General features: G+C 68.3%; 26 protein-coding genes. 7 read left to right on the forward strand and 19 right to left on the reverse strand.

The features are described 5' to 3' along the window. Window positions 1-71: 71 nt before the first annotated feature. Together hmpA and ACIPR8_RS09525 are read left to right on the forward strand one after the other, a co-directional pair. Window positions 72-1,253, forward strand: coding sequence for an NO-inducible flavohemoprotein (gene hmpA, locus ACIPR8_RS09520; protein ID WP_446540864.1), 1,182 nt, complete (start codon window positions 72-74; stop codon window positions 1,251-1,253). Window positions 1,254-1,389: 136 nt separating this feature from the next. Beyond that, window positions 1,390-1,770 carry a DUF1761 domain-containing protein gene (locus ACIPR8_RS09525; protein ID WP_446540865.1) on the forward strand — a complete coding sequence of 127 codons (381 nt, stop codon included), beginning with the start codon at window positions 1,390-1,392 and terminating at the stop codon, window positions 1,768-1,770. An 82-nt stretch (window positions 1,771-1,852) separates the two neighbouring features. Here the strand turns inward: ACIPR8_RS09525 and ACIPR8_RS09530 are convergent, their stop codons facing one another. From ACIPR8_RS09530 to aroE, 4 genes are all read right to left on the reverse strand, one after another. After that, window positions 1,853-2,266, reverse strand: a complete 414-nt coding sequence (locus tag ACIPR8_RS09530) for a hypothetical protein (protein ID WP_446540866.1) — start codon at window positions 2,264-2,266, stop codon at window positions 1,853-1,855. Window positions 2,267-2,355: 89 nt separating this feature from the next. Continuing rightward, window positions 2,356-4,455, reverse strand: coding sequence for an ATP-dependent DNA helicase DinG (gene dinG, locus ACIPR8_RS09535; protein ID WP_446540867.1), 2,100 nt, complete (start codon window positions 4,453-4,455; stop codon window positions 2,356-2,358). Between the two features lie 75 nt (window positions 4,456-4,530). Continuing rightward, window positions 4,531-4,887, reverse strand: coding sequence for a hypothetical protein (locus tag ACIPR8_RS09540; RefSeq protein WP_446540868.1), 357 nt, complete (start codon window positions 4,885-4,887; stop codon window positions 4,531-4,533). 8 nt (window positions 4,888-4,895) lie between these two features. After that, a complete protein-coding gene (gene aroE / locus ACIPR8_RS09545; RefSeq protein WP_446540869.1) occupies window positions 4,896-5,744 on the reverse strand; it encodes a shikimate dehydrogenase in 849 nt (282 codons plus the stop codon). 53 nt (window positions 5,745-5,797) lie between these two features. Between aroE and ACIPR8_RS09550 the strand changes: the two genes are divergently transcribed. Beyond that, a complete protein-coding gene (locus ACIPR8_RS09550) occupies window positions 5,798-6,676 on the forward strand; it encodes a TolB family protein (protein WP_446540870.1) in 879 nt (292 codons plus the stop codon). A 188-nt stretch (window positions 6,677-6,864) separates the two neighbouring features. On the opposite strand, the gene ACIPR8_RS09555 is transcribed toward ACIPR8_RS09550, so the two are convergent. The 4 genes from ACIPR8_RS09555 to ACIPR8_RS09570 form a co-directional block, all read right to left on the reverse strand. Then, window positions 6,865-7,140: an SHOCT domain-containing protein gene (locus ACIPR8_RS09555; RefSeq protein ID WP_446540871.1), complete on the reverse strand. Its 276-nt coding sequence runs from the start codon at window positions 7,138-7,140 to the stop codon at window positions 6,865-6,867. A 1-nt stretch (window position 7,141) separates the two neighbouring features. Next, the gene (gene hemB, locus ACIPR8_RS09560) at window positions 7,142-8,131 is read right to left on the reverse strand and encodes a porphobilinogen synthase (protein ID WP_446540872.1); all 990 of its coding nucleotides are present in this window, start codon (window positions 8,129-8,131) and stop codon (window positions 7,142-7,144) included. Between the two features lie 31 nt (window positions 8,132-8,162). Then, entirely contained in the window at window positions 8,163-9,077 is a 915-nt protein-coding gene (locus ACIPR8_RS09565) for a bestrophin family protein (RefSeq protein ID WP_313253494.1), read from the reverse strand. Between the two features lie 108 nt (window positions 9,078-9,185). Beyond that, the gene (locus ACIPR8_RS09570) at window positions 9,186-9,434 is read right to left on the reverse strand and encodes a hypothetical protein (RefSeq protein ID WP_132863745.1); all 249 of its coding nucleotides are present in this window, start codon (window positions 9,432-9,434) and stop codon (window positions 9,186-9,188) included. Between the two features lie 143 nt (window positions 9,435-9,577). Between ACIPR8_RS09570 and ACIPR8_RS09575 the strand changes: the two genes are divergently transcribed. Next, entirely contained in the window at window positions 9,578-10,000 is a 423-nt protein-coding gene (locus ACIPR8_RS09575; RefSeq protein WP_446540873.1) for a hypothetical protein, read from the forward strand. A gap of 125 nt (window positions 10,001-10,125) precedes the next feature. Here ACIPR8_RS09575 and ACIPR8_RS09580 read toward each other — a convergent pair whose 3' ends face one another. The 3 genes from ACIPR8_RS09580 to ACIPR8_RS09590 all read right to left on the reverse strand — a co-directional run bounded on the left by ACIPR8_RS09580 (window position 10,126) and on the right by ACIPR8_RS09590 (window position 14,816). Continuing rightward, window positions 10,126-11,916 (reverse strand): DUF885 domain-containing protein, encoded by a 1,791-nt coding sequence (locus tag ACIPR8_RS09580; RefSeq protein ID WP_446540874.1) that lies wholly within the window; start codon window positions 11,914-11,916, stop codon window positions 10,126-10,128. A gap of 163 nt (window positions 11,917-12,079) precedes the next feature. Beyond that, entirely contained in the window at window positions 12,080-12,568 is a 489-nt protein-coding gene (locus ACIPR8_RS09585; RefSeq protein WP_446540875.1) for a cytochrome c oxidase assembly factor Coa1 family protein, read from the reverse strand. Between the two features lie 19 nt (window positions 12,569-12,587). Then, entirely contained in the window at window positions 12,588-14,816 is a 2,229-nt protein-coding gene (locus ACIPR8_RS09590) for a S9 family peptidase (RefSeq protein WP_446540876.1), read from the reverse strand. Window positions 14,817-14,918: 102 nt separating this feature from the next. On the opposite strand from ACIPR8_RS09590, the gene ACIPR8_RS09595 reads away from it, so the two are divergent. After that, window positions 14,919-16,226, forward strand: a complete 1,308-nt coding sequence (locus ACIPR8_RS09595; protein ID WP_446540877.1) for a WD40 repeat domain-containing protein — start codon at window positions 14,919-14,921, stop codon at window positions 16,224-16,226. A 49-nt stretch (window positions 16,227-16,275) separates the two neighbouring features. On the opposite strand, the gene ACIPR8_RS09600 is transcribed toward ACIPR8_RS09595, so the two are convergent. Next, a complete protein-coding gene (locus tag ACIPR8_RS09600; protein ID WP_446540878.1) occupies window positions 16,276-16,965 on the reverse strand; it encodes a glutathione binding-like protein in 690 nt (229 codons plus the stop codon). Between the two features lie 108 nt (window positions 16,966-17,073). On the opposite strand from ACIPR8_RS09600, the gene ACIPR8_RS09605 reads away from it, so the two are divergent. Together ACIPR8_RS09605 and ACIPR8_RS09610 are read left to right on the forward strand one after the other, a co-directional pair. Beyond that, on the forward strand, window positions 17,074-17,658 hold the full coding sequence (locus ACIPR8_RS09605; RefSeq protein ID WP_192287025.1) for a TIGR00645 family protein: 585 nt from the start codon (window positions 17,074-17,076) through the stop codon (window positions 17,656-17,658). Window positions 17,659-17,848: 190 nt separating this feature from the next. Continuing rightward, the gene (locus ACIPR8_RS09610) at window positions 17,849-18,868 is read left to right on the forward strand and encodes an energy transducer TonB (RefSeq protein ID WP_192287026.1); all 1,020 of its coding nucleotides are present in this window, start codon (window positions 17,849-17,851) and stop codon (window positions 18,866-18,868) included. Between the two features lie 255 nt (window positions 18,869-19,123). On the opposite strand, the gene ACIPR8_RS09615 is transcribed toward ACIPR8_RS09610, so the two are convergent. The 7 genes from ACIPR8_RS09615 to ACIPR8_RS09645 form a co-directional block, all read right to left on the reverse strand. After that, the gene (locus ACIPR8_RS09615) at window positions 19,124-20,317 is read right to left on the reverse strand and encodes an ABC transporter permease (RefSeq protein ID WP_192287027.1); all 1,194 of its coding nucleotides are present in this window, start codon (window positions 20,315-20,317) and stop codon (window positions 19,124-19,126) included. Further along, window positions 20,314-21,069, reverse strand: a complete 756-nt coding sequence (locus ACIPR8_RS09620; protein WP_446540879.1) for an ABC transporter ATP-binding protein — start codon at window positions 21,067-21,069, stop codon at window positions 20,314-20,316. The genes ACIPR8_RS09615 and ACIPR8_RS09620 overlap by 4 nt, the downstream gene beginning before the upstream one ends. Before the next feature lie 30 nt (window positions 21,070-21,099). Continuing rightward, on the reverse strand, window positions 21,100-22,590 hold the full coding sequence (locus tag ACIPR8_RS09625; RefSeq protein WP_192287322.1) for an alpha/beta hydrolase: 1,491 nt from the start codon (window positions 22,588-22,590) through the stop codon (window positions 21,100-21,102). Between the two features lie 71 nt (window positions 22,591-22,661). After that, the gene (locus ACIPR8_RS09630) at window positions 22,662-22,859 is read right to left on the reverse strand and encodes a helix-turn-helix transcriptional regulator (protein ID WP_132863762.1); all 198 of its coding nucleotides are present in this window, start codon (window positions 22,857-22,859) and stop codon (window positions 22,662-22,664) included. A gap of 7 nt (window positions 22,860-22,866) precedes the next feature. Beyond that, the gene (locus ACIPR8_RS09635; RefSeq protein ID WP_192287029.1) at window positions 22,867-23,451 is read right to left on the reverse strand and encodes a hypothetical protein; all 585 of its coding nucleotides are present in this window, start codon (window positions 23,449-23,451) and stop codon (window positions 22,867-22,869) included. Window positions 23,452-23,604: 153 nt separating this feature from the next. Further along, complete coding sequence (locus ACIPR8_RS09640; RefSeq protein ID WP_192287030.1) at window positions 23,605-24,282, reverse strand: response regulator transcription factor; 678 nt, start codon at window positions 24,280-24,282, stop codon at window positions 23,605-23,607. A gap of 304 nt (window positions 24,283-24,586) precedes the next feature. Beyond that, the gene (locus ACIPR8_RS09645; protein WP_446540880.1) at window positions 24,587-25,276 is read right to left on the reverse strand and encodes a LuxR C-terminal-related transcriptional regulator; all 690 of its coding nucleotides are present in this window, start codon (window positions 25,274-25,276) and stop codon (window positions 24,587-24,589) included. Window positions 25,277-25,309: the final 33 nt, after the last annotated feature.

Below are 25,309 nucleotides of genomic sequence, written 5' to 3' on the forward strand. Positions count from 1 at the left end.
TTTTCATATACAGAAAAGCTGGCACGAAACATGGAACCCACAGGGTACCCCAAGCAGAAAGAGAAACACCCATGTTGACTGCTGCACAGCGCGACCTGATCAAGGCCACCGTTCCCCTGCTGGAAACCGGCGGTGAAGCCCTGACCAAGCACTTCTACGGCCTGATGCTGACCGAGAGCGATGCGGCGCGCCCGTTGTTCAACCAGGCCCACCAGTCCAGCGGCGACCAGCCGCGTGCGCTGGCCAACTCGGTGCTGATGTACGCCAAGCACATCGACCGGCTGGAGGCGCTGGGCCCGCTGGTCGGCCAGATCGTGGCCAAGCATGTCGCCCTGCAGGTGCTGCCCGAGCACTACCCGATCGTCGGCCACTACCTGCTGCGTTCGATCCGCGAGGTGCTGGGGCCGGAGATCGCCACCGACGAGATCATCGATGCCTGGGGCACCGCCTACCAGATGCTGGCCGACCTGCTGATCGGCGCCGAGGAATCGGTGTACGCGGCCAACGCGCAGGCACCGGGCGGCTGGCGCGGCGGGCGCATGTTCCAGGTGGTCGACAAGGTCCGCGAAAGCGCCGAGATCACTTCCTTCCACCTGCAGCCGGTCGACGGCGGCGCGGTGGTGGACTTCCAGCCCGGCCAGTACATCGGCATGCGCCTGCAGATCGATGGCCAGGAAGTGCGCCGCAACTACTCGCTGTCGGCCGTGCCCAATGGCCGCAGCTACCGCATCAGCGTCAAGCGCGAGGATGGCGGCAAGGTGTCCAACCACCTGCACGACAACGTGCGGCTCGGCGACGCGCTGGAGCTGTTCGCCCCGGCCGGCGACTTCACGCTGGTGGCCGGTGACCGCCCGATCGCCCTGATCAGCGGTGGCGTGGGCATCACCCCGACCCTGCCGATGCTGGAGCAGGCGCTGGCCAGCGGCCGCCCGGTGCACTTCATCCATTGCGCGCGCAACGGCCAGGTGCATGCATTCCGCCAGTTCATCGCCGACATGCAGAAGCAGCACCCGCAGCTGCGCAGCTACACCTGCTACAGCGAGGCGTTGCCGGGCGATGCCGCCGATGCCGAAGGCCTGCTCAGCCGCGAACTGCTGCAGCAGTGGCTGCCGGCCGAAGGCAACGTGGACGCGTACTTCCTGGGCCCGAAGCCGTTCATGGCCCAGGTGAAGAAGCTGTTGCGTGACGTGGGCGTGCCGGACGCACAGAGCCGCTACGAGTTCTTCGGGCCGGCGGCGGCGTTGGAGGCCTGATCCCGGCCACCGCCAGGAGACAGGAAAGGCCGGTGGCATGCCACCGGCCTTTTTTTTCCCGCGGACCGCCTGCAGCCCCGCTGTTGGCGCGCGCATGCAGATACGATGCGGGCATCGTCCGGGGAGGGGGAATCGCATGAACGTTTACGCCGTAGTGTTGGCCGCCGTGTCCAGCTTCGTGCTGGGAGGCTTGTGGTACTCACCGGCGCTGTTCGGCCGTGCATGGAACCGGGAGAACGGTGGCGACGTGCCGCAAGGACACCCGGCCAAGGTGTTCGGCGTGAGCTTCGTGTTCTCGCTGGTGGCCGCGTTCGCATTCGCGTGGTGGCTGGGCCCGGCACCGCCGCTGCCGCACGCCGTGCTGAGCGGCCTGGTGGTGGGCTTCGGGATGGTCGCGGCGAGTTTCGGCATCAACTACCAGTTCGCCCAGCGCAGTACCGCGCTGTGGCTGATCGACGGCGGCTACCACACGGTGCAGTTCGTGCTGTTCGGCCTGGTCCTGGGCCTGTGGCACTGAGCAGGGCCAAGGTTGTTGCGGTTGCGCCCGTCTGCTCGCCTTGGCCACGCCGTGGCAGCGGCGTGTCCAAGCAGGAAACCGATCAGCCCAGTCGCTCCTGCAGCCAACGCTCGACCACCACTACCGTCCCCAGCTTCGCCGGCACCTGCAGCGCCAGCACGCGTGCCAGCGCATCGGCATGACGGATGAAGGCCTGCCTGGCCACCCGCTGCGCCTGCTGCACCGTCGATTGCTGCCGACGCAACTGCACGATCTGCAGTGACGGGCGTCCGGGCGGTGCGAACTTCTGGTAGCGACGCAGCTCGTCGGCGACCAGGCCCACGTCCACGCCGCACTTGGCCAGTGCCTGTCCGGCCTGCAGCACCTGCTCCAGCGCACGACCGGATTCGGTCAGCCCCTCGGCGTCGAACAGCGCCAATGACGCCAGCGCAGGGGCGTGTTGCTGGAGGCGTTGCAGCTGGGTTTCCCAGGGGAAGGTCGCGGTGAAGTCGGGCATGGGATGGACAGGGATGGAGGAGGAGCGTACGAGGCGGGTGTGCGAACCCTCTCCCGCTTGCGGGAGAGGGGCTTTTCATATTTCGGCGGCTAGCCGATCACCCGCTTGAACGGCGGCAGCGCGTCGATGATGCGCTTGCCATAACGCCGCGTCAGCAGCCGCGAGTCGAGGATGACCACCCGCCCGGTGTCGGTCGAGGTGCGGATCAGGCGGCCAGCGAACTGCGTCAGCGTGCGCAGCGCGTGCGGGATGGCGATCAGGTTGAACGAGTTCAGGCCACGGCTTTCGAACCACTCGCTCAGGGTCGAGGTCTGCGGATCGGTCGGCACCGCGAACGGCACCTGGGTGATCACCACCGTGGTGCAGGCCTCGCCCGGCAGGTCCAGTCCTTCGCCGAACGAGTTCAGGCCGAACAGCACCGACCCCTCGCCCGCGGCCGTGCGCCTGAGGTGCTCGTCGATCATCTTCTGCTTGGCGCTCTCGCCCTGCACCAACACCTTCCTGCGCAGCGAGGCCGGCATCAGCTCGGCCACCTTCTCCATCTTCCAGCGCGAGGTGAACAACACGATGCTGCCCTTGTCCCAATCCAGTTCGGCGGCCAGGTACCTGGCCACTTCCTTGGGATGGCGCTCGCGGTCGTCCGGCGTCACCGGGAACTTCGGCACGACCAGCTCGGCCTGGTTGGGCAGGTCGAACGGCGAGGCCAGCGACACCATCTCCGCGTCCTCGGGAATGCCGTTGTCGATGGCCAGCGACTGGAAATCACCGCCACCGGTGAGCGTGGCCGAGGTCATCACCACCGAATCCACTTCGTCCCACAGCAGCTTGCGCAGCACCATCGCCGCCGACACCGGGGAGCAATGCAACTGGTAGTCGCCCTCGCGCGACAGGGTTACCCAGCGCGCGATCGGCGGCTGGCCTTCCTTGTCCTCGCGGCGCCAGCCCGCCCACAGGTTGTACTGCTGCTCGATCATCTCCAACGCCATGCCCAGGTTGCGCTGCAGGCGTTCATGGCCGGCATCGTCGGGCTTGCCCTTGGCCACCAGCGCGGTGGCGGCGGTGGCCCAGTTGAGCAGGGTGCGGGTTTCGTCGGCCAGTTCCTCGATGGGCTGCTTCCATGCCTCCGGCAGGCGGCCGTTGGCGGCGCGCCACATCGGCTCGCGCTCGTCGGGCTGCGGGATCCAGACGTGGGCGATCTCGTCGCGGAAGCCCTTGAGCAGCTTGCTGACCCGCGAAGCCACCTCGATGGCCTCGTTGGGCAGCAGGTTGCCGATCTTGTCCTTGTCCACCGCGCGGTAGGCGCCGGCGATCAGGATCTGCAGGCGGCCGGTGCGCTTGGCCATCTCGTCCAGCGGCAGGAACGCCGCGCCCTGGTCGATGGCAACGTTGCCGATGTGGTGGCCTTCGTCCAGCACCAGCAGCATGTCAGCGGGCGGGGCGATCAACGGCTGGCCGCTGTCGCTCTCGCCGATGGACAGCGCCGACAGCAGCAAGGCGTGGTTGGTCACCACGATCTGCGCGTCGCGTACCTCGTTGCGCGCGCGCAACACCGGGCATTGCGCCGAATAGGCACAGCGCCGGCCGGCGCAGGCCGAGGCCGGCGTGGTGATGCGCATGCGCAGGGTGGGGGTGACGGTTTCCGGCGCGTTGTCCAGGTCGCCGTTCCAGCGGCCCTCGATGAAGGCCTTGGTCAGCTTCTCGGCCACGTCCATCTCGATCGGCGCCAGCGGCCGGTCGTAGAGCGGCACGTCGTCGCCGAACATGCCTTCCTGCACGCCCTCACCCTGCGCCTCGGCGGCATTGCGCGTGCACAGGTAACGGGTGCGGCCCTTGGCCAGCGCCACCGTGGCCTGCAGGCCGGTGGCCTTGAGGAAATTGGGGATGTCGCGCTCGACCAGCTGCGACTGCAGCGCCACCGTGCCGGTGCTGATGACCAGCTTCTTCCTGCTGGCCAGCGCGATCGGTACGCCGGCGGTGAGATAGCCCAGGCTCTTGCCGACGCCGGTGGGCGCTTCGACCACGCCGACGTTGCCGGTGGCCAGCGCGCGCGAGACCACGCCGATCATCTGGCTCTGCGAGCGGCGCGTGCTGAAGCCGGGGGTATTGGCCTGCAGCTTGGCGTAGGCGTCGCGGATGCCGGCTTTCAGGTCTTCGGTCAGCGTCCGGGGTGCTTCTACTTTTTCCGTCACGCCAACCTGCCACCTGCTCCGTTCAAGGCGGGCATTTTCCCATACCCGCCCGCATTCACCGAATGCGCCGCCGGCTCAGAGTTTGCCGCCCGCGGCAGGACGCCGCAGCGCCTGCGCCACGCCCCATGCCAGCAGGATGAAGCCGGCCGCCTCCAGCAGCGAAAGCCCGATGTGGACGACGCTGAGCAGCGTATTCAGCCCGCTCAGCGCGCCGTAGTTGCCCTGCGCCAGGAACAGCAATGGCAGCACCGCCAATCCACCGCCCACCAGGGTGCACAGCAGCAGCACCAACAAGCCCCACAGCGCCATCTGGCGTGGCCGGCTCGACGGGGTATCGAACACCATCATCACCGCAACGCCCAGCGCGATGATGATCGGCAGCCGGTAACCAATGGAAACCAGCAGCGTGGACAACAGTTCGGTACTGTTCATCGCGCCACTCAGTCCGCGGTGACCAGCAGCGCGTCGCCCGCGCGCAGCTCGGCGTAGACCGCATCGGTCTCCGGACGCATGCCGTGCCATTGCTGGAAGCTCTCGGCGGCCTGCTCGACCAGCATGCCCAGGCCATCGAAGCTGTTGCGGCAACCGGCCGCACGCGCCCAGGCCAGGAACGGAATGGAGGCCTCGCCGTAGTTCAGGTCGACCGCGGTGGTCATGCTGTTGACCAGCGACAGCGGCAGGCTGAAGCCACTCTCGTTGCCGCGCGCGGCCGAGGTGGCGTTGATGATCAGTTCGAAGTCGCCCTGCTCGCGCAACTGCTCCCAGTAGGCGGAGATGGCGCGGCCGGGTTCGCTCATCGCATCGACCAGCGCATCGGCACGCTCCGGCGAGCGGTTGACAACGATCAGCTCGAGGATGCCGGCATCCAGCAGCGCCGGCGCCACGCCGCGCGCGGCGCCACCGGCACCAAGCAGCAGCACGCGGCGACCACGCAGGTCCAGGCCGTGGCGGCCGGTGAGGTCACGCACCAGGCCGATGCCGTCGGTGTTGTCACCGTGCCAGCGCTCGCCCTTGCGCAACAGCGTGTTGACCGCGCCGGCGCGCTGCGCGCGCGAGGTGGTGGTGCTGCACAGGGCGAAGGCGGCTTCCTTGTGCGGCAGGGTCACGTTGGCGCCCACGCCACCGTCGGCGGCAAAGGCTTCCAACGCGGCCGGGAACTGTTCCGGCGAGGCCTCGATGGCGCGGTAGTCCACCGCGATGCCATGGGCCTTGCCGAACGCGGTCTGGATGCGCGGTGATTGCGAGTGGGCGATGGGCTGACCAAATACGGCGTAGCGGGGCGCGCTCATGGGTTTCCTCTGCATGACCTAGACTGGACGCGACCTTCACCTGCGGAACCCGGATGCGGACCCGACCACTGCTGCTCGCGCTGACTGCGAGTCTACTCTGTACCCCCGCAGCCTCGGCGCTTTCCGAGTTCGGCATCGAGGGCATGGGGGTAGTCTCCACCCGCGCCGACGAATTGCGCGCCACGCTCAGCGCCGACGGGCAGCGCATCGTCTGGGCCAGCAACCGCGACGGCGGCGCCGGCGGCTGGGACCTGTGGCAGGCCACGCTGCAGGACAAGCGCTGGGTGGACCCACGGCCACTGTCGCTCAACAGCGCGGCCGACGAGGTGGATCCGTTCCTCAGCACGGACGGCCGCTGGCTGTACTTCGCCTCCAACCGCACCGGTGGCCAGGGCGGGTTCGACCTGTACCGTGCGCCGCTCGCGGCCGACGGCCACATCGGTGCACCACAACGGCTGGACGGGCCGGTCAACGGCCGTCAGGACGAACGCTCTCCCGCCCTGGCCGACGACGGGCGGTTGCTGTTCGCCAGCAACCGTACCGGCGGTGTGGGCGGCTGGGACCTGTGGACGGCGGCCCGCGCCGGCGACGGTTTCGCCGCACCGACCCCGATGGCCGGCATCAACAGCGCCGCCGATGAAGTCGATGGCAGCTGGCTGGGCGGTGGCCGCGCGGTGGTGTTCGCCCGTGCCACGGCGGGCGGCGGCGCGCAGACCTGGGTCGCGCAGTGCCAACAGGCGGCCTGGGGCACGGCCACGCTGCTGGGGCTGTCGTTCAACAGCGAGGACGGCGATACCCGCGGGGCCGTGCTTGATGCCAACAAGCCCGCCGAGCTGGTGCTCAGCGGCAAGGCGCGGGCACCGCGGGCCGGCGGGCTGGATCTCTACCGGATGAAGGCGCCGGTGGTGGATGGCAGCGACGACTGCCGCTAGCCAAGCGCGAAGAGCACCCCTCCCCGGCCCTCCCCTTGGCTGCGCCAAAGGGAGGGGGCAGGAGCACGGTTTCGCGATGACCTGACCGACCTGCGTGAATCACCCCCTCCCTTTGGCGCAGCCAAGGGGAGGGCTGGGGAGGGGTACTGGCACCACGCGCGGGAAGGAAGCTTCCGCGCGAAAACCGCTCAGCCCTTCAGCAACTCGGCGCGCCGCTTCTCGTACTCGGCCTCGTTGATCTGGCCACGCTCCTTGAGCTGGCTCAACGCGCGCAGGCGGGCATCGGCCTCGGGCTGCAATGCGGCTTCACGCTGCAGCCGCTCGGCGGCCGAGTGCAGCTCGGCCGGGCGACGGCGCGCACGCACGATCGCCACGATCACCGCCAGGGTCACCGCCGCGAATAGGCCCACCCCGGCCAGCCACACCACCCAGTGGTACACCTGCACGCCTGCACTCGGTTCCATCTCAGTCCTCCTTCAACCAGCGCGCGATCTGCGGCGCGTAGTAGGTCAACACGCCATCGGCACCGGCGCGCTTGAAGCCGATCATCGTCTCCATCACGCACGCGCGCTCGTCCAGCCAGCCGTTGAGCGCGGCGGCCTTGAGCATCGCGTACTCACCGCTGACGTGGTACGCGAAGGTCGGCACGCCGAACTCCTGCTTCACCCGGCGCACGATATCCAGGTACGGCATGCCCGGCTTGACCATGACCATGTCCGCGCCTTCCTCCAGGTCCAGCGCGATCTCGCGCATGGCCTCGTCGCTGTTGGCCGGGTCCATCTGGTAGGTCTTCTTGTCGGCCTTGCCCAGGTTGCCGGAGCTGCCCACCGCGTCGCGGAACGGGCCATAGAAGGCCGAGGCGTACTTGGCCGAATAGGCCATGATCCGGCAGTTGATGTGGCCGGCGGCTTCCAGCGCGCGGCGGATGGCGCCGATGCGGCCGTCCATCATGTCCGACGGCGAGACGATGTCCACGCCCGCCTGCGCATGCGAGACCGACTGCTTCACCAGTGCCTCGACGGTGATGTCATTGAGCACGTAGCCGCGCTCGTCGATGATGCCGTCCTGGCCGTGGGTGGTGTACGGGTCCAGCGCCACGTCGGTCATCACCCCCAGCTCGGGGAAGCGCTGCTTCAGCGCGCGCACGGCGCGCTGGGCCAGGCCGTCCTCGTTCCAGGCCTCGGCCGCGTCCAGCGACTTGCGCGAGGGGTCGATCACCGGGAACAGGTCGATCACCGGCACGCCCAGCTCCAGCGCCTGCTCGGCCTCGTGCAGCAACTCGTCGATGGACATGCGGTCCACGCCCGGCATCGAGCCGACCGGCGCGCGGCCGTCCAGCTCGTGCACGAACACCGGCCAGATCAGGTCGTCGGTGGTCAGCGTGTGCTCGCGCATCAGGCGGCGCGAAAACGCGTCATGGCGCATGCGGCGCGGACGGTAGAGGGGGTGGCCCATCGCGGTACTCCTTGGTTCCAATGGCAATGATTCAGTGCAGCAGGTAGCCCTGCGGCTGCAGGGGCTCGGGCAGCGGTCGATGGCCGAGCGCGTCCAGCACGTCGATCTCGATGGTACGCACCATCGCATCGAGCGGCAGGTCGTTGGGCTCCAGGCCGAACGGCTCTTCCATTTCCTCGCCCAGCTGGTCCAGGCCGAAAAAGGCATAGGCCAGCAGCATCGACACCACCGGCGTGGCCCAGCCCAGCGCACCGGCCAGGCCGAACGGCAGCAGCACGCAGAACAGCCACGCGCAGCGGTGCAGCAGCAGGGTGTAGGCAAACGGCAACGGGGTGCCGGCGATGCGCTCGCAGGCGGCCTGGACGCTGGACATGGCATGCAGGCGTGTTTCGAACTGCGCGTACAGGTACGGGTCCAGCTGGCCGGCGTGCAGCGGCACCGCCAGTTCGCGCCCCAGCTGCGCCAGCACGCCGTCGGGGAGGTTGCGGCGTTCCAGCACCGGGGCCTGGTCCGAGGCCAGCCACGGGGCGGTCGCCGCGGCCTCGTCGCCGCCGCGCAGGCGGGCGGCCAGGGCATGGGCGAAACCGATCAGCAGGTGCGAGGCGCGCGCCTGCAGCGCCGGCTGGTGGGCCAGCAGCGCGGCCGCCTCGCGCGCGAAGCTGCGCGACTCGATGACCAGCTGCCCCCATTGCTTGCGGCCCTCCCACCAGCGCTCGTGGCAGGCGCTGTTGCGGAAACTCAGGAAGATCGACAGCACCAGGCCAAGCAGGGTGAACGGCACCACGGTGACGCCGTCACGGCCGAATGGGTGCCAGTACCGCTCGAATGCCGCCACGGCCACCGCCAACGCGCCGATGGCCAGCACCTTGGGCGCGATGGCCGGCACGATCGAGCCGCGCAGGATGTACAGCAGCTGCCAGCCGTGGGGGCGGGGTCGGATGATCATCGGGGGATTACGCCTGTCGCTGGCCCTGGCGGCCGGGAAACACCCCGGCCAACCCCGTTATTTTACGCCCCCTGCCCGGCCATGGCCGTTCCCCCGGTCGGCGGGGCTTCAGATGATGCCGCCGCCGATGCTCAGCCGGATCACGCCGACGATGATGACGATGGCATTGAGCACCAGGCCGGTCTTGGCGCGGCCACGCTTGGTGGCGTGGGTGAACAGCAGGCCGATGGCGGCGATGATCGCGCCCACCGCGGCGAACGGGATCAGGAACCAGTTCCCCCAGCCCAGCAGCGGGATGAAGGCCAGCACCATCCACAGCAATGCCGCGATACCCCAGATAAGGCTGATCAGTCCCATGTCCTTTCCTCCATCAGAAACTCACTGCAAGATAGCCCGGAAATGCCCGTGTTCAAGTGGCCGCCGTCGCGGCAACCAGTTCGCGGCCGATTCAGTCACGGCCGTGGATCATCCGCAAACACCGATCACCGGGGAGTGAAGCCATGAAATTCCCGCTCGCCATCGCATTGGGCCTGGGCCTGGCCCTGGCCACCGGCGGCTGCGCCAGCACGTCCAAGGTCATGCTCGGCCAGGCACGCGCGCCGGTGGATCCGGCCACGGTACAGATCTATTCCACCCCTCCGGCCGGCGCCGTCGAGATCGCCCAGCTGGAGTCCTCCAGCGCGGTCGGCTTCGGCACCCAGGGCCAGACCGACGCGGCCATCGCCCGCCTCAAGCGCGAGGCCGCCGCCCTGGGCGCCAACGGCGTGATCCTGATGGGCGTGGGCGCCGGCGGCTCGCCGGTGGGCATGTCGGTCGGCGCCGGCAGCTACGGCCGGCACAGCGCCGGTGGCCTGAGCGTGGGCATCCCCACCCAGCAGAAGCGCGCTGCCGGCGTGGCGATCTGGGTGCCGCCGGGACGGTAGGAGCGCCTTCAGGCGCGAAGCCGGGGAACGTCGAACACACGCGATACCTGCAATTGCACACGGCATCAGCTTCGCGGCCCAGGCCGCTCCTACAAAAAAGAAGGGCGCCTTGCGGCGCCCTTTTTTCACTTCCGGCGCTGGGCCGGAATGAAGACCTCGTTGACCGCCGTGGCCAGCTGGTCCGGCGGCAACAGGCCCTGGTCGAGCAGGAAGTTGTTGAACGCCAGCCGGTCGAACTGGTCGCCCAACGCCAGCTCGGTCTGCATGCGCAGCTCCAGGATGCGGGTATAGCCATAGAAGTAGCTGCAGGCCTGGCCCGGCGAACGCACGGTGTAGCGGTCCAGTTCCTGGGTGGCCATCGCCTCGGACAGGCCCACGCCCTCGACCAGCACCCGGCGGGCCTGTTCGCGGTCGGTCTGGCCGAGGTTGAGCATCGGGTCGAGCATGGCGCGGGCCGCACGCAGCAGGCGGAACTGCAGCGCGATCATCTGCCCGTCCAGCGGCTCGAACGGCACCATCTCCGCTTCGGCGTACAACGCCCAGCCCTCGACGTTGACCGAGTTGAACGCGAACAACGTGCGCGCCAGCGAGATGCCCCGCTCGACCATCGCCGCGAACTGCAGGTCGTGACCGGGGCGGCCTTCATGCGCGCTCAGCGTCCACGCCGCCGAGCCGAAGTTGAAGTCGTCGTACTGCGCCTTCGCGCCGGTGGCCGGGTTGCCCAGCGGCAACACGAAGGTGCCCTGCTGGCCGGTGTTGCCGACCAGCGGCGCCGGCAGGTAATGCGGGGCAGGCGAGGCTGCGCTCTCCGCTTCGCTGCCCAGCCGCATCTGCAGCGGGCGCCGTGGCACGTCGACGATGCCGTGCTTGCGGATGATCGGGTCGATCGCATCGATGACGCCACGGTAGTGCGATTCGAGCTGGTCGTTGCCGATGGTGTCCTGCTTCAGCGCGCGGATCACCGCCGCATAGTCGTTCGGGTCGGCGACCTTCAGGCCCTTGTCCTTGGCCACCAGCGGTGCCAGCTGGCGCATCGCCGCACGGGTCTCCATGTATTCCAGCTGGGCACGGCGCACCAGCAGCGCCGGGTCGATGTCCACGCCCACTTCCTTGAGCTGGAAGGCATACAGCTCGGCCGGCAGGCGGTTGTCGGTGCGTGCCTGCGGCAGCACGTCCTTCTGCGTCCAGGCGATGTAGTCCTTCATCTGCGTGGACAGTTCGGCCAGCGCCGCATCGGCGCCTTCGATCCTGTACTTGGCGAACAACTTGCCGATGCCGTCGATGTAGGTATCGACGTTGGCGATGGCCTGCTCGACCTCGATCTTCGTCGGTTGCAGCAGGTTCGGCGTACCGCTCTTCTCGGCGTAGCGCTGGCGCGCCAGGGTGGCCAGCGGCTGCGTGCCCGGTGCCTGCCCGACGTAGGCCTTCAGGCGGTCCAGTGCCTTGGCGCGACGCTCGGCCGGCACCTGGTCGGAGAGCAGCCCGTTGAGGCCGCTGAAGACGGTCTGCGGCACGTCCGCCCACGGCATCAGGTGCTGCTCGTTGAGCGTGCTGCCCTCGATGTTGCGCTCGGCCGTGGCGATCATGATCTCCAGGTCCTGGCGCACGTTGGGGTCACGCTCGAGCTGGAGCTTCTCGCGCAGCTGCTCGCGTGCACTGCCCAGTGCCTGGCGGTAGCGCGCGGCATTGTCCGGCCCCAGGTCCACCGCCTTGTCGTCGTAACCCGGCACGCCGAAGAAGCTGGCCATTTCCGGCTGGAACGGCGCCTGTGCCTGCAGCAGGATCTGCGCCAATTCGTTGCTGTGGGTGACCCAGGCCGGGGCGGCCGGGGTGGCCTTGGCGGCAGGCGCCGGGGCGGCGGTGGCAGTCAGCGGCGCGGCGAGCGCCAGGGCAACGGCAAGAACGAGCGGCTTCATCGGGCGACTCCGGAAAGGATGCCGGTGACGCTACGCAGTCAGGGCGCGAGCGGCAAGGGTGGGAAGTCAGGCCTGCCCCGGCCCTCCCCTTGCCCGAGGCAACGGGAAGCAGCGATTCACGCGCTTGCAGCAGGTCCATACGCCGTGGGCCTGCGCGCGCCGATCACAGGCAATGCGACATCAGTGCACAAGCTTTCTCGTCCTCGGTACGCAGGTCCAGCGGTACATGCTGGCCGGGCAGGTGCACCTGCAGCTTGTCGAAGGTCCAATGCTGGCGACGATACGCATCCACGTTGATCCGCCCCTTGCCGTGCGGACCGGAGATGCGGATCACCATCGACGCATTGGTCATTCCACCAGACCCGCCGATGCTGCCGAACGGGAACGGCTCGGCCTTGATCGGCTCCCCCAGCGCCTGTTGTACCTGCCGGTGCTGTGCGGCGCGGGCAATGGCCTGCCTGTAGGGCGCGCTGGCCTCCAGCGGTGCGGCCATCTGGCGCAGGCCCAACCCGTTGAGCAACAACCAGCTCACCACGATCAGCACCGCCGCCAGCGGCAGCGCCCATTTCAGGTTGCGCTGCAGCCAGTTGCGCGGCGGCTTGCCGGGTGCACGTGATGCACCTGGCAAGGGGGGCGGGGACAAGGTCGACATGCCCGCCCCTCGCCGCCGCTCAGGGCTTGAGGCAGCGTGCCAGGAAGCCCTCGGCGATGCGGTAGCGGTGCAGTGCGTTGGCACCGGACAGGCCATGCTTGGCGCCCGGGTAGGTCATCAGTTCGAACGGCTGGCCACGCTTCTGCAGCGCGCTCATCAGGCTGGTCGAATTGGTGAACAGCACGTTGTCGTCGGCCATGCCGTGGATCAGCAGCAGCGGCGAGGTCAACCCGTCGATGTGGGTGAGCACGCGGCCCTCGGTGTAACCGGCCGGGTTGGCGGCCGGCAGGTTCATGTAACGCTCGGTGTAGTGCGTGTCATACAGGCCCCAGTCGGTGACCGGCGCACCGGCCACGCCGCAGGCGTACTGGTCCGACGCCTTGGCCAGCAGCATCAGGGTCATGTAGCCACCGTTGGACCAGCCCTGCACGCCGATCCGGCTGCCGTCCACCCACGGTTGCGCCTTCAGCCACTCCACGCCCTTGAGCTGGTCGGCCACCTCCACCGTGCCCTGCACGCCGTACAGCGCACCGCCGAAATCACGGCCACGGCGCGGCGTGCCGCGGTTGTCCAGCGAGAACACCACGTAGCCGTGCTGGGCCAGGTACTGGTTGAACAGGTGGTCGCCACGGCCCGGCCAGCTGTCGGTCACGGTCTGCGAGGCGGGGCCGCCGTACACGTACACCGCCACCGGGTACCGCTTGGACGGGTCGAAGCCTTCCGGCTTGATCAGGCTGTAGTGCAGCGGGGTCTTGCCGTCGGCGGCGGTCAGCGTGCCGTACTCGACCGGGCGCTGCGCTTCCACGTACCGGGCGTAGGGGTGCTTGGGGTCGGCCAGGTCATTGTCCAGCAGCGTGGCGATCTTTTCGCCATTGGCGCGGTACAGCTCGATCTGCGGCGGCGTGGTGCTGTTGGACCAGCTGTCCACGTACACGCTGGCATTGTTGGCGAACGCGGCGCTGTGCATGCCTGGCGCGTGCGAGAGCTTGACCGGCGCGCCGCCGGCCAGCGGCACGGCGTAGATCTCGCTGCGCAGCGACGATTCGACGCCGGCGCGGAAGTAGGCCTTGCCGGCGTCCTCGTCCACGGCCAGCAGCTCGTCCACCGGCCAGTTGCCCGAGGTCAGCGCGGTCAGCTGTTTGCCGTCGGCGCTGGCCAGGTACAGGTGCTGGAAGCCGCTGCGCTCGGACGACCACAGGAAGCGACCATCCTTGAGGAAGCGCAGGCTGTTGGTCAGCGGCACCCAGGTCCTGCTGGTCTCGGTGGCCAGCGTGCGCTGCCTGCCATCGGCCAGGTTGGCCTCGATCAGTTCCAGCTTCTTCTGGTCACGGCTCTGGCGCTGGAAGGTGAGGTGCTGCGGATCGCGCCAGTTGACGCGCGCCAGGTAGATGTCCTGTTCCTTGCCCAGGTCGACCCAGGCCGCTGCCGCGCCGTCACGCGGTGCGACCACGCCCAGCTTCACCAGCACGTTCCTGTCGCCGGCAGCCGGGTAACGCTGCTCGATCATCTCCACGCGGTCGGCGTACATCTCGTAACGCTTCTGCACCGGTACCGGCGATTCGTCGATGCGGGCGAAAGCGATGGCCGAATCATCCGGTGCCCACCAGTAGCCGGTGTGGCGATCCATTTCCTCGTCGGCGACGAACTCGGCCACGCCGTTGCCGATGGTCGCGCTGCCATCGCGCGTCAGCTGCATCTGCTTGCCGCTGGCCAGGTCGATCACCCACAGGTTGCGCTCGCGCACGAAGCTGACGAAGCCACCCTTGGGCGAGAGCTTGGCGTCGGTGGTGAAGCCTTCGCCATGGGTGAGCTGGCGCACCGCCTCGCGGCCCTGCTTGCCCAGGTCGTACAGGTACAGCTCGCCGCCCAGCGGGAACAGCAGGCTCTTCGCGTCCGGCGACCACTGGTAGTCGACGATGCCGCTCAGCGCGGCGATGCGCTGGCGCTCGCGGCGCGCCTTCTCGGCATCACTGAGGGTTTCCTCGCCGGGCAGCACCACCTTCGAATCCACCAGCAACCGGGTCTGGCCGCTGGCGATGTCGTATTCCCACAGGTCCAGCTGGTTGCGGTCGCTGTCCTTGCCGCGCAGGAAGGTCACCCGCGAACCATCGGGGGCCACCTTGGGCTTCATCAGGGTCGGACCGGTCAGCGGCGCATTGCCGGTGATGGCCTCCAGGGTGAGTTTTTCGGCTTGGGCGACTGCAGGCATGGCACACATCATGGCAAGGGCAAGGAACAAGGGACGCATGGGATTCCTGTCGAAGGCATCACGGATCGCGCCATCCTAACGGAGCTGCCCCTACAGTGCCGGGGCCAAAAGTCCTGCATTCACATGGAGCTTCCCACGGTCATGGCCGACGCAACCCCGCAACAACAATGGCACGACGCCGTACATTCCTACGCCCACCATCTCAACGCCTATATCGCCAAGGGCGATGCCTGCGGCTGGGAGGGCATGGGCGAACCCGATGACCCGCCGGCGCTGTCGGCACTGCTGCCGGAACTGCGCCAGCAGCTGCGTGCCGCCAATGCCGAAGGCAGCGAGACAGCCATTGCCCGCCTGCGCAGCCAGTGGCCCCCCCTGCACGAGGCCACCAGCCCCTTGCTGGAAGACAACGACCAAGGCTTCGGCGCGCTGGCCTGGCGTGCCGACGGCAGCCTGCTGATCCGCACCGGCACCTGGTACGAACCCGGCCAGGTGCTGCGCCTGCAGGGCCTGGAAGTCACCCCGGAGCCGGACCTGCAGATGTTCGGCAGCAGCCCGGATGGCCGGGTGCTGGCCCTGCTCCGCGAGGGCCGGATCGCACTGGTCCGCGGCACCGACGACACCCCGGTCGCGGTGCTGCCGCTGCCCACCGGCCAGGAAGGGCTGCCGTCCGTCCTGGCCGCGCTGGCCGAAGACGACGCCACCGTGCAGCAGCTGGTGCCGTTCAACGATGGCCAGCGCGTGGTGGTGGTGCAGGCCGGCGGCGTGTTCCTGTGCAGTGCCACCGGCATCCAGCGCCTGCTGCCTGCCGCCCGTGAACTGGAAGAGGCCGCCGGCGAAGACGACCCCTACGGCGTGCGCCTGGACATGGTGCATGCGGCGGTGTCGCCCGACGGCAACTGGATCGCCTGCGGCCACCAGGACGGCCGCCATCGCATCTTCGACGGCCACGGAACGCCGGTCAGCGAGGTCGGCCCGCATGGCGAATACCCGCACCATGCGGCGTTCTTCGCCGATGGCCGGCACGTCGCGCTCAATGCCTGCCACTTCTACAACGGCGCCACCATCGGCGTGGAGGTCGCGGCGCTGGCCCAGATCGACACGGACTTCTATGAAGACCACCCGGCGGTGCGGGTGATCGAACCCGGTGCCCGCGTCTATGCCAGCGCACCGCTACCGGAAGGGCTGGTGCTCGGCGACGCCTATGGCTACCTGCGTGCGGTGGACAGCGCGGGAACCGTGCTGTGGAAGCAGCACGTCGGCAGCACCATCAGCGCCATGGCCACCTCACCGGACGGCCGCACGCTGGCGGTGGGCAGCCATTCGGGCACGCTGCACCTGCTCGACCTGGCCTCGACCGACGCCCGCCCCGAGCAGGTCGGCACCCAGCCGCGCCGCGAACTGCGCCGCTGGCTGTTCTGGAAGCAGGAAGCACGGCCGCTGGCCTGGTAAGCATGGCCCCGCGGCGGCGGGGCCATGCCACGGGCAACGCTGGCCGGGCTCAGCGTTGCCCGAACAGGTGCCGCTTCTCTTCCTCGCTCAGTGGCTGCGCGGCCTGCGGGTTCACGGTCGGCCCGATCGCATAGGCGCGCTGGGTGGCCGGGCGTGCGGCGATGGCCTGGTGCCAGCGGCGCAGGTGCGGGAAAGCGTCGAAATCCACCGGCAGCTTGGCGTAGGCACCGATCCACGGGTAGCTGGCCATGTCAGCGATGCCGTAGTCGTCGCCGGCCAGGTAGGCCGACTGCTCCAACCGCTTGTCCATCACCCGGTGCAGGCGGCGCACCTCGCTGTCATAGCGCTCGATGGCGTAGGGAATGCGCTCGGGCGCATACACGTTGAAGTGCCCCATCTGCCCGCTCATCGGGCCCAGCCCGCCCATCTGCCAGAACAGCCATTCCAGCGTGGCAGTCCGGCCACGCAGGTCGGTGGGCAGGAGGCGGCCGGTCTTCTCGGCCAGGTACAGCAGGATCGCACCGGATTCGAACACGCTGACCGGGGCGCCGCCGTCGGCCGGGGCATGGTCGACGATGGCCGGCATCTTGTTGTTCGGCGAGATGGCCAGGAACTCGGCCTGGAACTGGTCGCCCTTTCCGATGTTGACCGGGTGGATACGGTATTCCAGGCCCGCCTCCTCCAGGAACAGGGTGATCTTGTGGCCATTGGGGGTGGGCCAGTAGTGCAGGTCGATCATGAACACGCCTCCATCGGGACTGACACCGAGTGTACCGAGGCACACCGCTTGGCAGCGTGTGGGGGCGCCCGTTAACCTGCGCGCTTTCCGCAACGCAGCATCCCTTTCATGTCCGACCGCAAACCGTTGAGCCCGCTCTCGTCCCTGATCTTCGCCTCGCGTTGGCTGCAGTTGCCGCTGTATCTGGGCCTGATCGTCGCGCAGTGCGTCTACGTGTACCTGTTCGGCAACGAGCTGTGGCACCTGATCACCCACGCGCAGACCTGGACCGAGCAGCAGATCATGCTGATCGTGCTGGGCCTGATCGACGTGGTGATGATCTCCAACCTGCTGGTGATGGTGATCGTCGGCGGCTACGAAACCTTCGTCTCGCGGCTGCGCCTGGACGGCCACCCGGACCAGCCGGAGTGGCTGAGCCACGTCAACGCCTCGGTGCTGAAGGTCAAGCTGGCCATGGCGATCATCGGCATCTCCTCCATCCACCTGCTCAAGACCTTCATCGAGTCCAGCCAGATCGGTGCGCCGCTGTGCACCAAGGCGCTGACCGAGGCCGGCGAGCTGTGCTCCAAGTTCACCGCCGACGGCGTGATGTGGCAGACCATCATCCACTGCGTGTTCATCCTGTCGGCGATCGGCATTGCCTGGACCGACAAGCTGATGAGCAACGGCCACGCCAAGCCGGCCGCGCACTGAGTACCCCCGATGGGCGCCACAATGTGACGCCCATCACTTTTTCACCCTGTCACAATTTTCTGGCACCGCAGCCCGGTTCGGCGATGCTAGATTCGCGCTTCACTGTCGGCCGCCGCGGCTTTGGGAAACGCCGCGCCTTCTCGCCCATCAGGCACGGCCGTCCACGTTCGTCGATTCAAGGGGATGTTTGATGTCGTACGTCACGAAGCAAGGCAGGCTGCGCCTGTTGGCACCCGTCGTTCTGCTGGCCTCGCTGGCCGCCTGTTCCGGACCGGATGAAACCGCGCCTGCCGCCGCCAATACCGCCGCGGCTCCGGCCGCCGCCGCGCAGGCGGCCGCGGCCGACAAGGCCGCCTCGGAGAAGGTGCAGGGCATGGACACCGGCGCGTTGCGCGATGCCGCCAGCGCCGCGCTGCGCGAGAACCGCATGTACGCCCCGGCCGGTGACAACGCGATGGAGTACTACCTGGCCCTGCGCGACAAGCTGCCCGACGATGCCTCGATCAAGAGCGCACTGACCGACCTGCAGCCCTACACCCTGATCGCCGCCGAGCAGGCGCTGGGCCGCGAGGACTTCACCGAAGCCCAGCGCCTGATCGCGCTGGTGGAAAAGGTCGACCCCAGCGCCCCGGCGTTGCCTCGCCTGAAGCAGGGCGTGACCAGCGGCGTCCAGGTCGCCGAGCGCCGTACCACCGACGAAGCCGACAAGGCCAAGCGTGACGCCGAGAACCGCGCCAAGCAGCAGGTCGAGCAGCAGCGCCTGGCCCAGCAGCAGGCCGCCGAAGCCTCGGCCGCCCAGCAGCTGGCCGCCCGCCAGGAAGCCGCGCGCAAGGACAGCGAGCGACTGGAGGCCGAGCGCCAGGCCGCCGCCCGCCGCGAGGCCGAGCAGCGCAGCGCCGCCCAGGCGGCCGCCGCCGCTGCCGCCGCGCCGAAGCCGGCCGCGGCCCCCGCCGCCCCGACCCTGCGCGCGGTCAGCACCCCGGCCCCACGCTACCCGGCCGATGCGCTGCGTTCGGGCACCTCCGGCGAAGTGCTGGTGGAACTGACCATCGGCACAGACGGCTCGGTCACCGACGCCCGCATCCTGCGTGCCACCCCGGCGCGCGTGTTCGACCGCGAAGCACTGGCCGCGGTCAGGCGCTGGAAGTTCGAGCCGATGGGTAGCCCGGTCACCACCCGCCGCACCCTGGCCTTCGCACCGAACAAGTAAGCCCGCAGGTGCGTGATGGTGACGAAGGCCCGGAGCGATCCGGGCCTTCTGCGTTTTTCCCCGTGCAGTGATCGTGCCGGCTAGACGCGGATGCTGTGCCGGCAGGGCTGCAGCCGCACCGGTGGTCCGGAAGGGACGGGGCCTGCCCAGCCGGCATCGCGCCACACCACGTCCCGGGCAATGCCGTGCCGACCGCTGCCCACCAAACAGAAGGCCCGGCATTCGCCGGGCCTTCTGCATCGCACTGCGGGTCGATCAACCCGAGATCGCCAGGCGTTCCTGGCGGTAACGCCACACCGCGATCCCCCACAACACCAGCGCCAGGCCCAGCGAGGCCAGCAGGTACACCCCCCACTGCGTGGCCGACGGCATCTCGCCACGGGTCACCTTCACCAGCATCTGGTTCTGCGACAGGAACGGCACCGCGTACTGCCACAGCTGGGTGTCCTTCAGCGGATAGGCCATCAGCGCGTAGCCCGGCAGCATCGGCAGCATCATCAGCCAGGCGATGTGGCTCTGTGCTTCCTTCATGCTCTTGGCGCTGGCCGCCAGGCAGGTCAGCAGCGCGGTGCCGATCACCACCAGCGGCAACAGGATGGTCAGCAGCTTGCCCATCGCCGCGAAGCTCACGTCCAGCGACGTGGCCGCGCCGGTGCCCATGCTGGCGCTGAGCTTGAAGGAGAGCAGGATCAGCAGCATCGACACCAGCCCGACCGTGACCGCGGCCAGCATCTTGCCGCTGACCAGCGCGCCACGCGCCGCCGGCGTCGCCAGCAGGGGCTCCAGCGACTGCCGCTCGCGTTCGCCGGCGGTGGTGTCCATCGCCAGGTGCGAGCCGCCGATGAAGGCCGACAGCATCAGCACCAGCGGCAACACGATCGACAGGAAGATGCCACGCTTGGCCTCGGCCGTGGCCAGGTCACGCGTGCCGACGTTGACCGGCGCGGCCACCTTCGGATCCACGCCGCGCGCCAACAGCCGCAACGCCCCCACCGACTGGCTGTACTCGCCCAGCGTGGTCTTCAGCCGCATCACCTGCACGTCGCTGGTACGGCGCGTGGTGTCGGCCAGCACGTCGACCTTGGCCGGCTTGCCGGCATGCCAGTCCTCGGCGAAGTCCGGATCGATGATCAGCGCCACATCGTCCTTCTGCGCGCGGATGCGGGCCTCGATGTCCTTCGGCGCCTCGGTGGCGTTGATGCCGCGGCTGGCCAGGAAAGCCACCAGGTTCGGCGCCTGCGCCATGCCGACCACCGGCAGGGCCAGGTCCTTGTCCAGCTGGTTCTCGGTGCGCAGGCTGGTCAGCTTGCTCATGCCCAGGAACATCAGCGGGTACAGCAGCGGTGCGGTCAGCAGCGTGAGCAGGAAGGTGCGGCGGTCACGGGCGAAGTCGCGCAGCTCCTTGCGCATCACCGTGATCATGCAGCCCAGGAATCCGGTCCGGTTCATGCGTGCAGGCCCTCCTCGCTGCCGATCAGCTTGACGAAGGCATCCTCCAGGTTGGACTCGTGCGCATGCTCGCGCAGCTCGTCCGGGGTGCCCTGCGCCACCACCCGGCCATGGGCAATGACGACGATGCGGTCACACAGCGCCGCCACCTCCTGCATGATGTGGCTGGAGAAGATCACGCAGCGCCCCTCTTCGCGCAGCTCCTTGAGGAAACCGCGCAGGCCGCGGGTGGTCATCACGTCCAGGCCGTTGGTCGGCTCGTCGAGGATCACGTTGCGCGGGTCGTGGATCAGCGCGCGGGCAATGGCGGTCTTGGTCCGCTGGCCCTGGCTGAAACCCTCGGTGGCGCGGTCCAGGAAGTCCTCCATCTGCAGCGCGGCGGCCAGCCGCGCGGTGCGCGCGGCGATGTCGGTGGCCGACATGCCGTGCAGCTCGCCGAAGTAGTCGATGTTCTCGCGCGCGGTCAGGCGCTTGTACACGCCGCGCGCATCGGGCAGCACGCCCAGGTTGCGGCGCACCGTGTTCGGGTCGACGGCCGGGTCGATGCCATCGACCAGCACGCGGCCGCTCTCCGGCATCATCAGGGTGTAGAGCATGCGCAGCGTGGTGGTCTTGCCGGCGCCGTTGGGGCCGAGCAGGCCGGTGATCTCACCATCGCGCGCGGTGAAGCCCACCTCGTCCACGGCGATCACCGGGCTCTTGTCCTTGCCCCTGCCGGGGAAGGTCTTGCGGAGTCGTTCTGCAACGATCATGTAAGCGGATTCCTCAGTGATGCGTCGAGATCACGGTTCCCAGCCATTGAAGCTGGTGAACGGTGGCACGTAGTTGATCTTGTCCAGGCAGCTCGCATCCAGCGCGCGCGCATCGGCCTTGTCCATGAACTCGGTGAACAGCTTGGGCATGCAGCCGGCACCGATCACGTTGTGGCCCTGCCCGCGCAGCACGAACAGGCGGCCATTGGGCAGGTGCTTGACCACTTCCTCGCCATAGCGCGGCGGCGTGACCGGGTCGAACTCGCCTTCCAGCACCAGCGCCGGCACCTGCGTGGCCAGCGGTGCGTGGAAGTCCGCCGGGGCCTTGCCCTTGGGCCACACCGCGCACATCGCGGCCAGGCCTTCGGCCATGCGGTTGCCGAGCACGGTGTGCTCGTCGCCGGCGGTGGCGACCATGCTGTCGGCATCCTCGCTGCAGACCACCGACAGCTGCATGCCCATGGCCATGCTCTGGCTCATGTCCGACTGCAGCATCTGCGCCAATGCCATCAGGTTCTCGTAACGGCCGGCGCTGGCTTCATGGATCAGCTTGGGCAGCAGCGCGCCGGCGGCGGGCATGTAGGCGTACATGCGTACCAGCCCGGCGACCAGGTCGGCGTTCAACTCACCCTGTTTCTGCTCACCGGTGGCCGCATCGCGGTAGGTGACGCTGACCGGTTGCGCGCGCAGGCGTGCCAGCAGCGCGTCCAGCTCGGCGCGCGGGTCGCCCAGGGCATCCTTGCACGAGGGCGTGAGGGTGCACTGGGCGAACTGCTTGGCCAGCGCATCGTCCAGGTTGCGCGCGAAGATGTTGCCCAGCGGCTGGCTGTTGGGCACCACCGAGTCGAGCACGATGCTGCGCGTCTGCTGCGGGTGGCGCATGGCGTACTGCTGGGCCACGCGGGTGCCGTAGCTGACGCCGATCAGGTTGATCTGCTCGGCGCCGATGGCCTTGCGCACGTCCTCCAGGTCGGCGACCGCATCGGTGGTGGTGTAGTGGCGCAGGTCGGCTTTCTGCGAGAGCGTGCGCGCACAGGCGGCCGCATGCGCGCCCATGGCCGCGGCCGACACGTCGGTGCCTTCGCTGTCGGTGCAGGCCAGCAGGTTGGAGTCGCCGGTGCCGCGCTGGTCGACCAGGATCACGTTGCGCTGCTCGCGCACCTTGGTGAAGGCCGGGTCCAGCATCGGGTAGCTGTCCACCGCCGACTGGCCGGGGCCGCCGGCCAGGAACAACACCGGGTCGGGCTTGAAGTTGCCTTCCTTCTCCGGTGCCAGCCAGGCGATGTTGAGGGCGATCCGCCGGCCCTGGGGATTGGCCCGGTCCTCCGGGACCTGCAACGTGGCGCATTGCGCCTCCAGGCTGGCGCGGCCGAACGTCGAGTCCAGGCTGCACGGCTTGAACGCCAGTGACCCCAGCACCATGCCCTTGGCGGGAGCGGCATCGGGTGGGGAGGCACTGCATCCCAGCAGGCCGCCGGCGACGGCCATGCCCAGGACAGTGGTACGGATGGTGCGGGACATCATCGGAACAGCCCCTCTCGGTTGAAAGCGTGGATTTGGACCTGCTGCATCACCAGACGCAGCATGGCCGGCTATGTGACATCAGGGAAGAAGATCCCCTCGATCTTCTGCTCGAACACGCGGGCGATGCGGAACGCCAGGGGCAGGCTGGGATCGTACTTGCCGGTCTCCAGCGCATTGACCGTCTGCCGCGACACCTCCAGGCGTTCGGCCAGTTCCCCCTGCGACCAGCCCCTGGCTTCGCGCAGTTCGCGCAGACGGTTCTCCATCCCGGCCTCAGTGGTAGCGCCGTGCGACCACGGCCTTGGCCAGGCCGTAGGACAGGCAGACCAGCGGGAACACCCAGATCATCGCCACGTTGGACGGCACGTCGATGACCTTGGCCGACTGCAGGAAGCCCCCGGTCAGGTAGACCAGCGACACGAACGCGGTGGCGGCGCTGACCGCTTCCAGTTCGATGCGCTGCTGCATTTCATCGACGTCGCGGATGTAGCGGACCATCGCGCGCAGCACCAGCACGATCGGCGGTACCGGCAGCAGAGCGATCAACGCGCGCAGCCCGGCGCCTTCGGCGCCACGCAGCAGGTACATCGACAGGCACAGCAGCACCACGTAGCCGAGCATGGCCACGACCACTTCACGGGTGTAGCGACGGCGCAGGGTCGGGGTGGCGGCATCGCAGCCGGCCGGCATCAACCGGCGCAGCACGCCGGCGATCAACAGGCCCAGGCCGATCCCGGCCAGCACCCCGGCCGCGCGTGCGTTGACCAGCGCCGCCAGCACCTGCTGCAGCAGCACGCCGCCCAGCAGCAGGACCGCGCCACTGCCCAGCAGCCACCATGACAACGCATGGCGGCTCATGGCCGCTGTCCCACGCGCGGGTTGGCACGGGAACGCATGGAAGTGCGTGTCTGGCGCATGATCCTGCCCTGTAAAGGATGCTTGACACATCCTGCAGTGCGGGTCCGGCCTCTGTCAAGCGTCCTTTACAAGCCCGCCAATGCGATGCGGGCCTCAGTGCGCCCGTTGTACCGCCATGCGCGCGTCGCCGCCGACCAGGCCCGACTCCAGCCCGTAACGCAGCAGGTCCAGGTCGCGCTTGAGGCCGAGCTTGAGCATGGCCGCACCCTTCTGGCTGCTGATGGTCTTCTTGCTGCGGTTGAGCCGCTCGGCGATCTCGTTGACGGTCATGCCCGATACGTACAGCCGGATCACTTCCAGCTCGCGGCCGCTCAGCGCGTGGATCTGCGCGCGACTGGTGGTGATCGAATCGGCCACCTCGGCGATGGTCGGCGACAGGTAGCGGCCATCGGCGTAGGCCACGTGCACGGCCGGCATCAGGTGGCTCATCGAGTCGGACTTGCTGAGGATGCAGGTGATGCCCAGCTTCAGCAGCGAGTGCACGATGCCCGGGTTGTCCAGCATGGTCAGCACCACGATGCGCAGTTCGGGGAAGCGCTGGCGGATCAGCCGGAACAGGAACATGCCGTCACCGTGCCGGCCACCGGGCATCGCGTAGCCGGTGATCAACACATCGCATTCCACCCGGCCAAGCAGTTCCAGCAGTTCGCTGGAATTGCGCGCGGTACCCATGATCGATGCGCCACCGGACGCTTCGATCACGTGGTGGATGCCGGCGCGGACGGCGGAATGATCGTCCGCGATGACGACCCGGAGGCTGAGTGGTTTCATGATGGCCAGAGTGATGAAGGTAGGCGGGCCGATGCACCGTGCAGGCGTGCGCGGGCATCGTCGTGTGCCAGGTCCGACCCGTTGGTTGTTCCGGCACAATTTGTTAATTAAATGTATGTGCGGGCGCACAACGATGTAAGCGCCCAGGTCCGAAACCGGCCAGGCAGCCGATAGGACAGGTCTGAATTGATGCACGCAAGGCATCATCCGCCGTTCAAAGCGTGATCTTCATGCGTGCATCCTTGCAAAAGAAACTGCTTGTGCCGCGTCGTCGTGGCTCACGCCATGGACATGCGGGCAGCACTCATTCCACGGCCGGGTCGACGCCGCCCGACGATGCCGGTGCGACCAGACCATTCTCCATCGCGTAACGGAACAGGTCCACGTCACGCTCCACGCCCAGCTTCTCCATCGCCTTGGCCTTCTGTGTGCTGATGGTCTTCTTGCTGCGATGCAGGCGCTCGGCGATCTCGTTGACGGTCAGCCCCGACGCGAACAACCGCACCACTTCCGCTTCGCGCTGGCTCAGCACGCCGTCCGGGTTGCGGCTGCGGCGGTTCCAGTCGACGCTGCTCACCACCCGTTCGATACTCGGCGAGAAGTACCGGCCCTGCGTGCGCGCGGCATGGATGGCCGGCACCAGGTGGGTGATCGCATCGGACTTGCTGACGATGCATTGCACGCCCTGGGTCACCAGGGTGTGCAGCACCGCCGGGTTGTCCAGCATGGTCAGCACCACCAGCTTCACGTCCGGGAAGCGACGCCGCATCAGGCCGAACAGCGCCACGCCGTCGCCCACCTCGCCGCCAGGCATGGCGTAGTCGGAAACCACGACGTCGCACGGCACCTCGGCCAGCAGGGCCACCAGCGCCGTCGAATCACCGGCCGTCCCCACCAGTTCGATGGTCGATACCGAAGACAGTTCATGCCGCACGCCGGCGATCATCCCGGGATGATCGTCGGCCAGTACCACCCGGATCCTGAAACTGTCCACGCCACCCCCTCCAACGACCACCGCCCGCCGGCC

The organism is Stenotrophomonas sp. LARHCG68 (genome assembly GCF_052871705.1).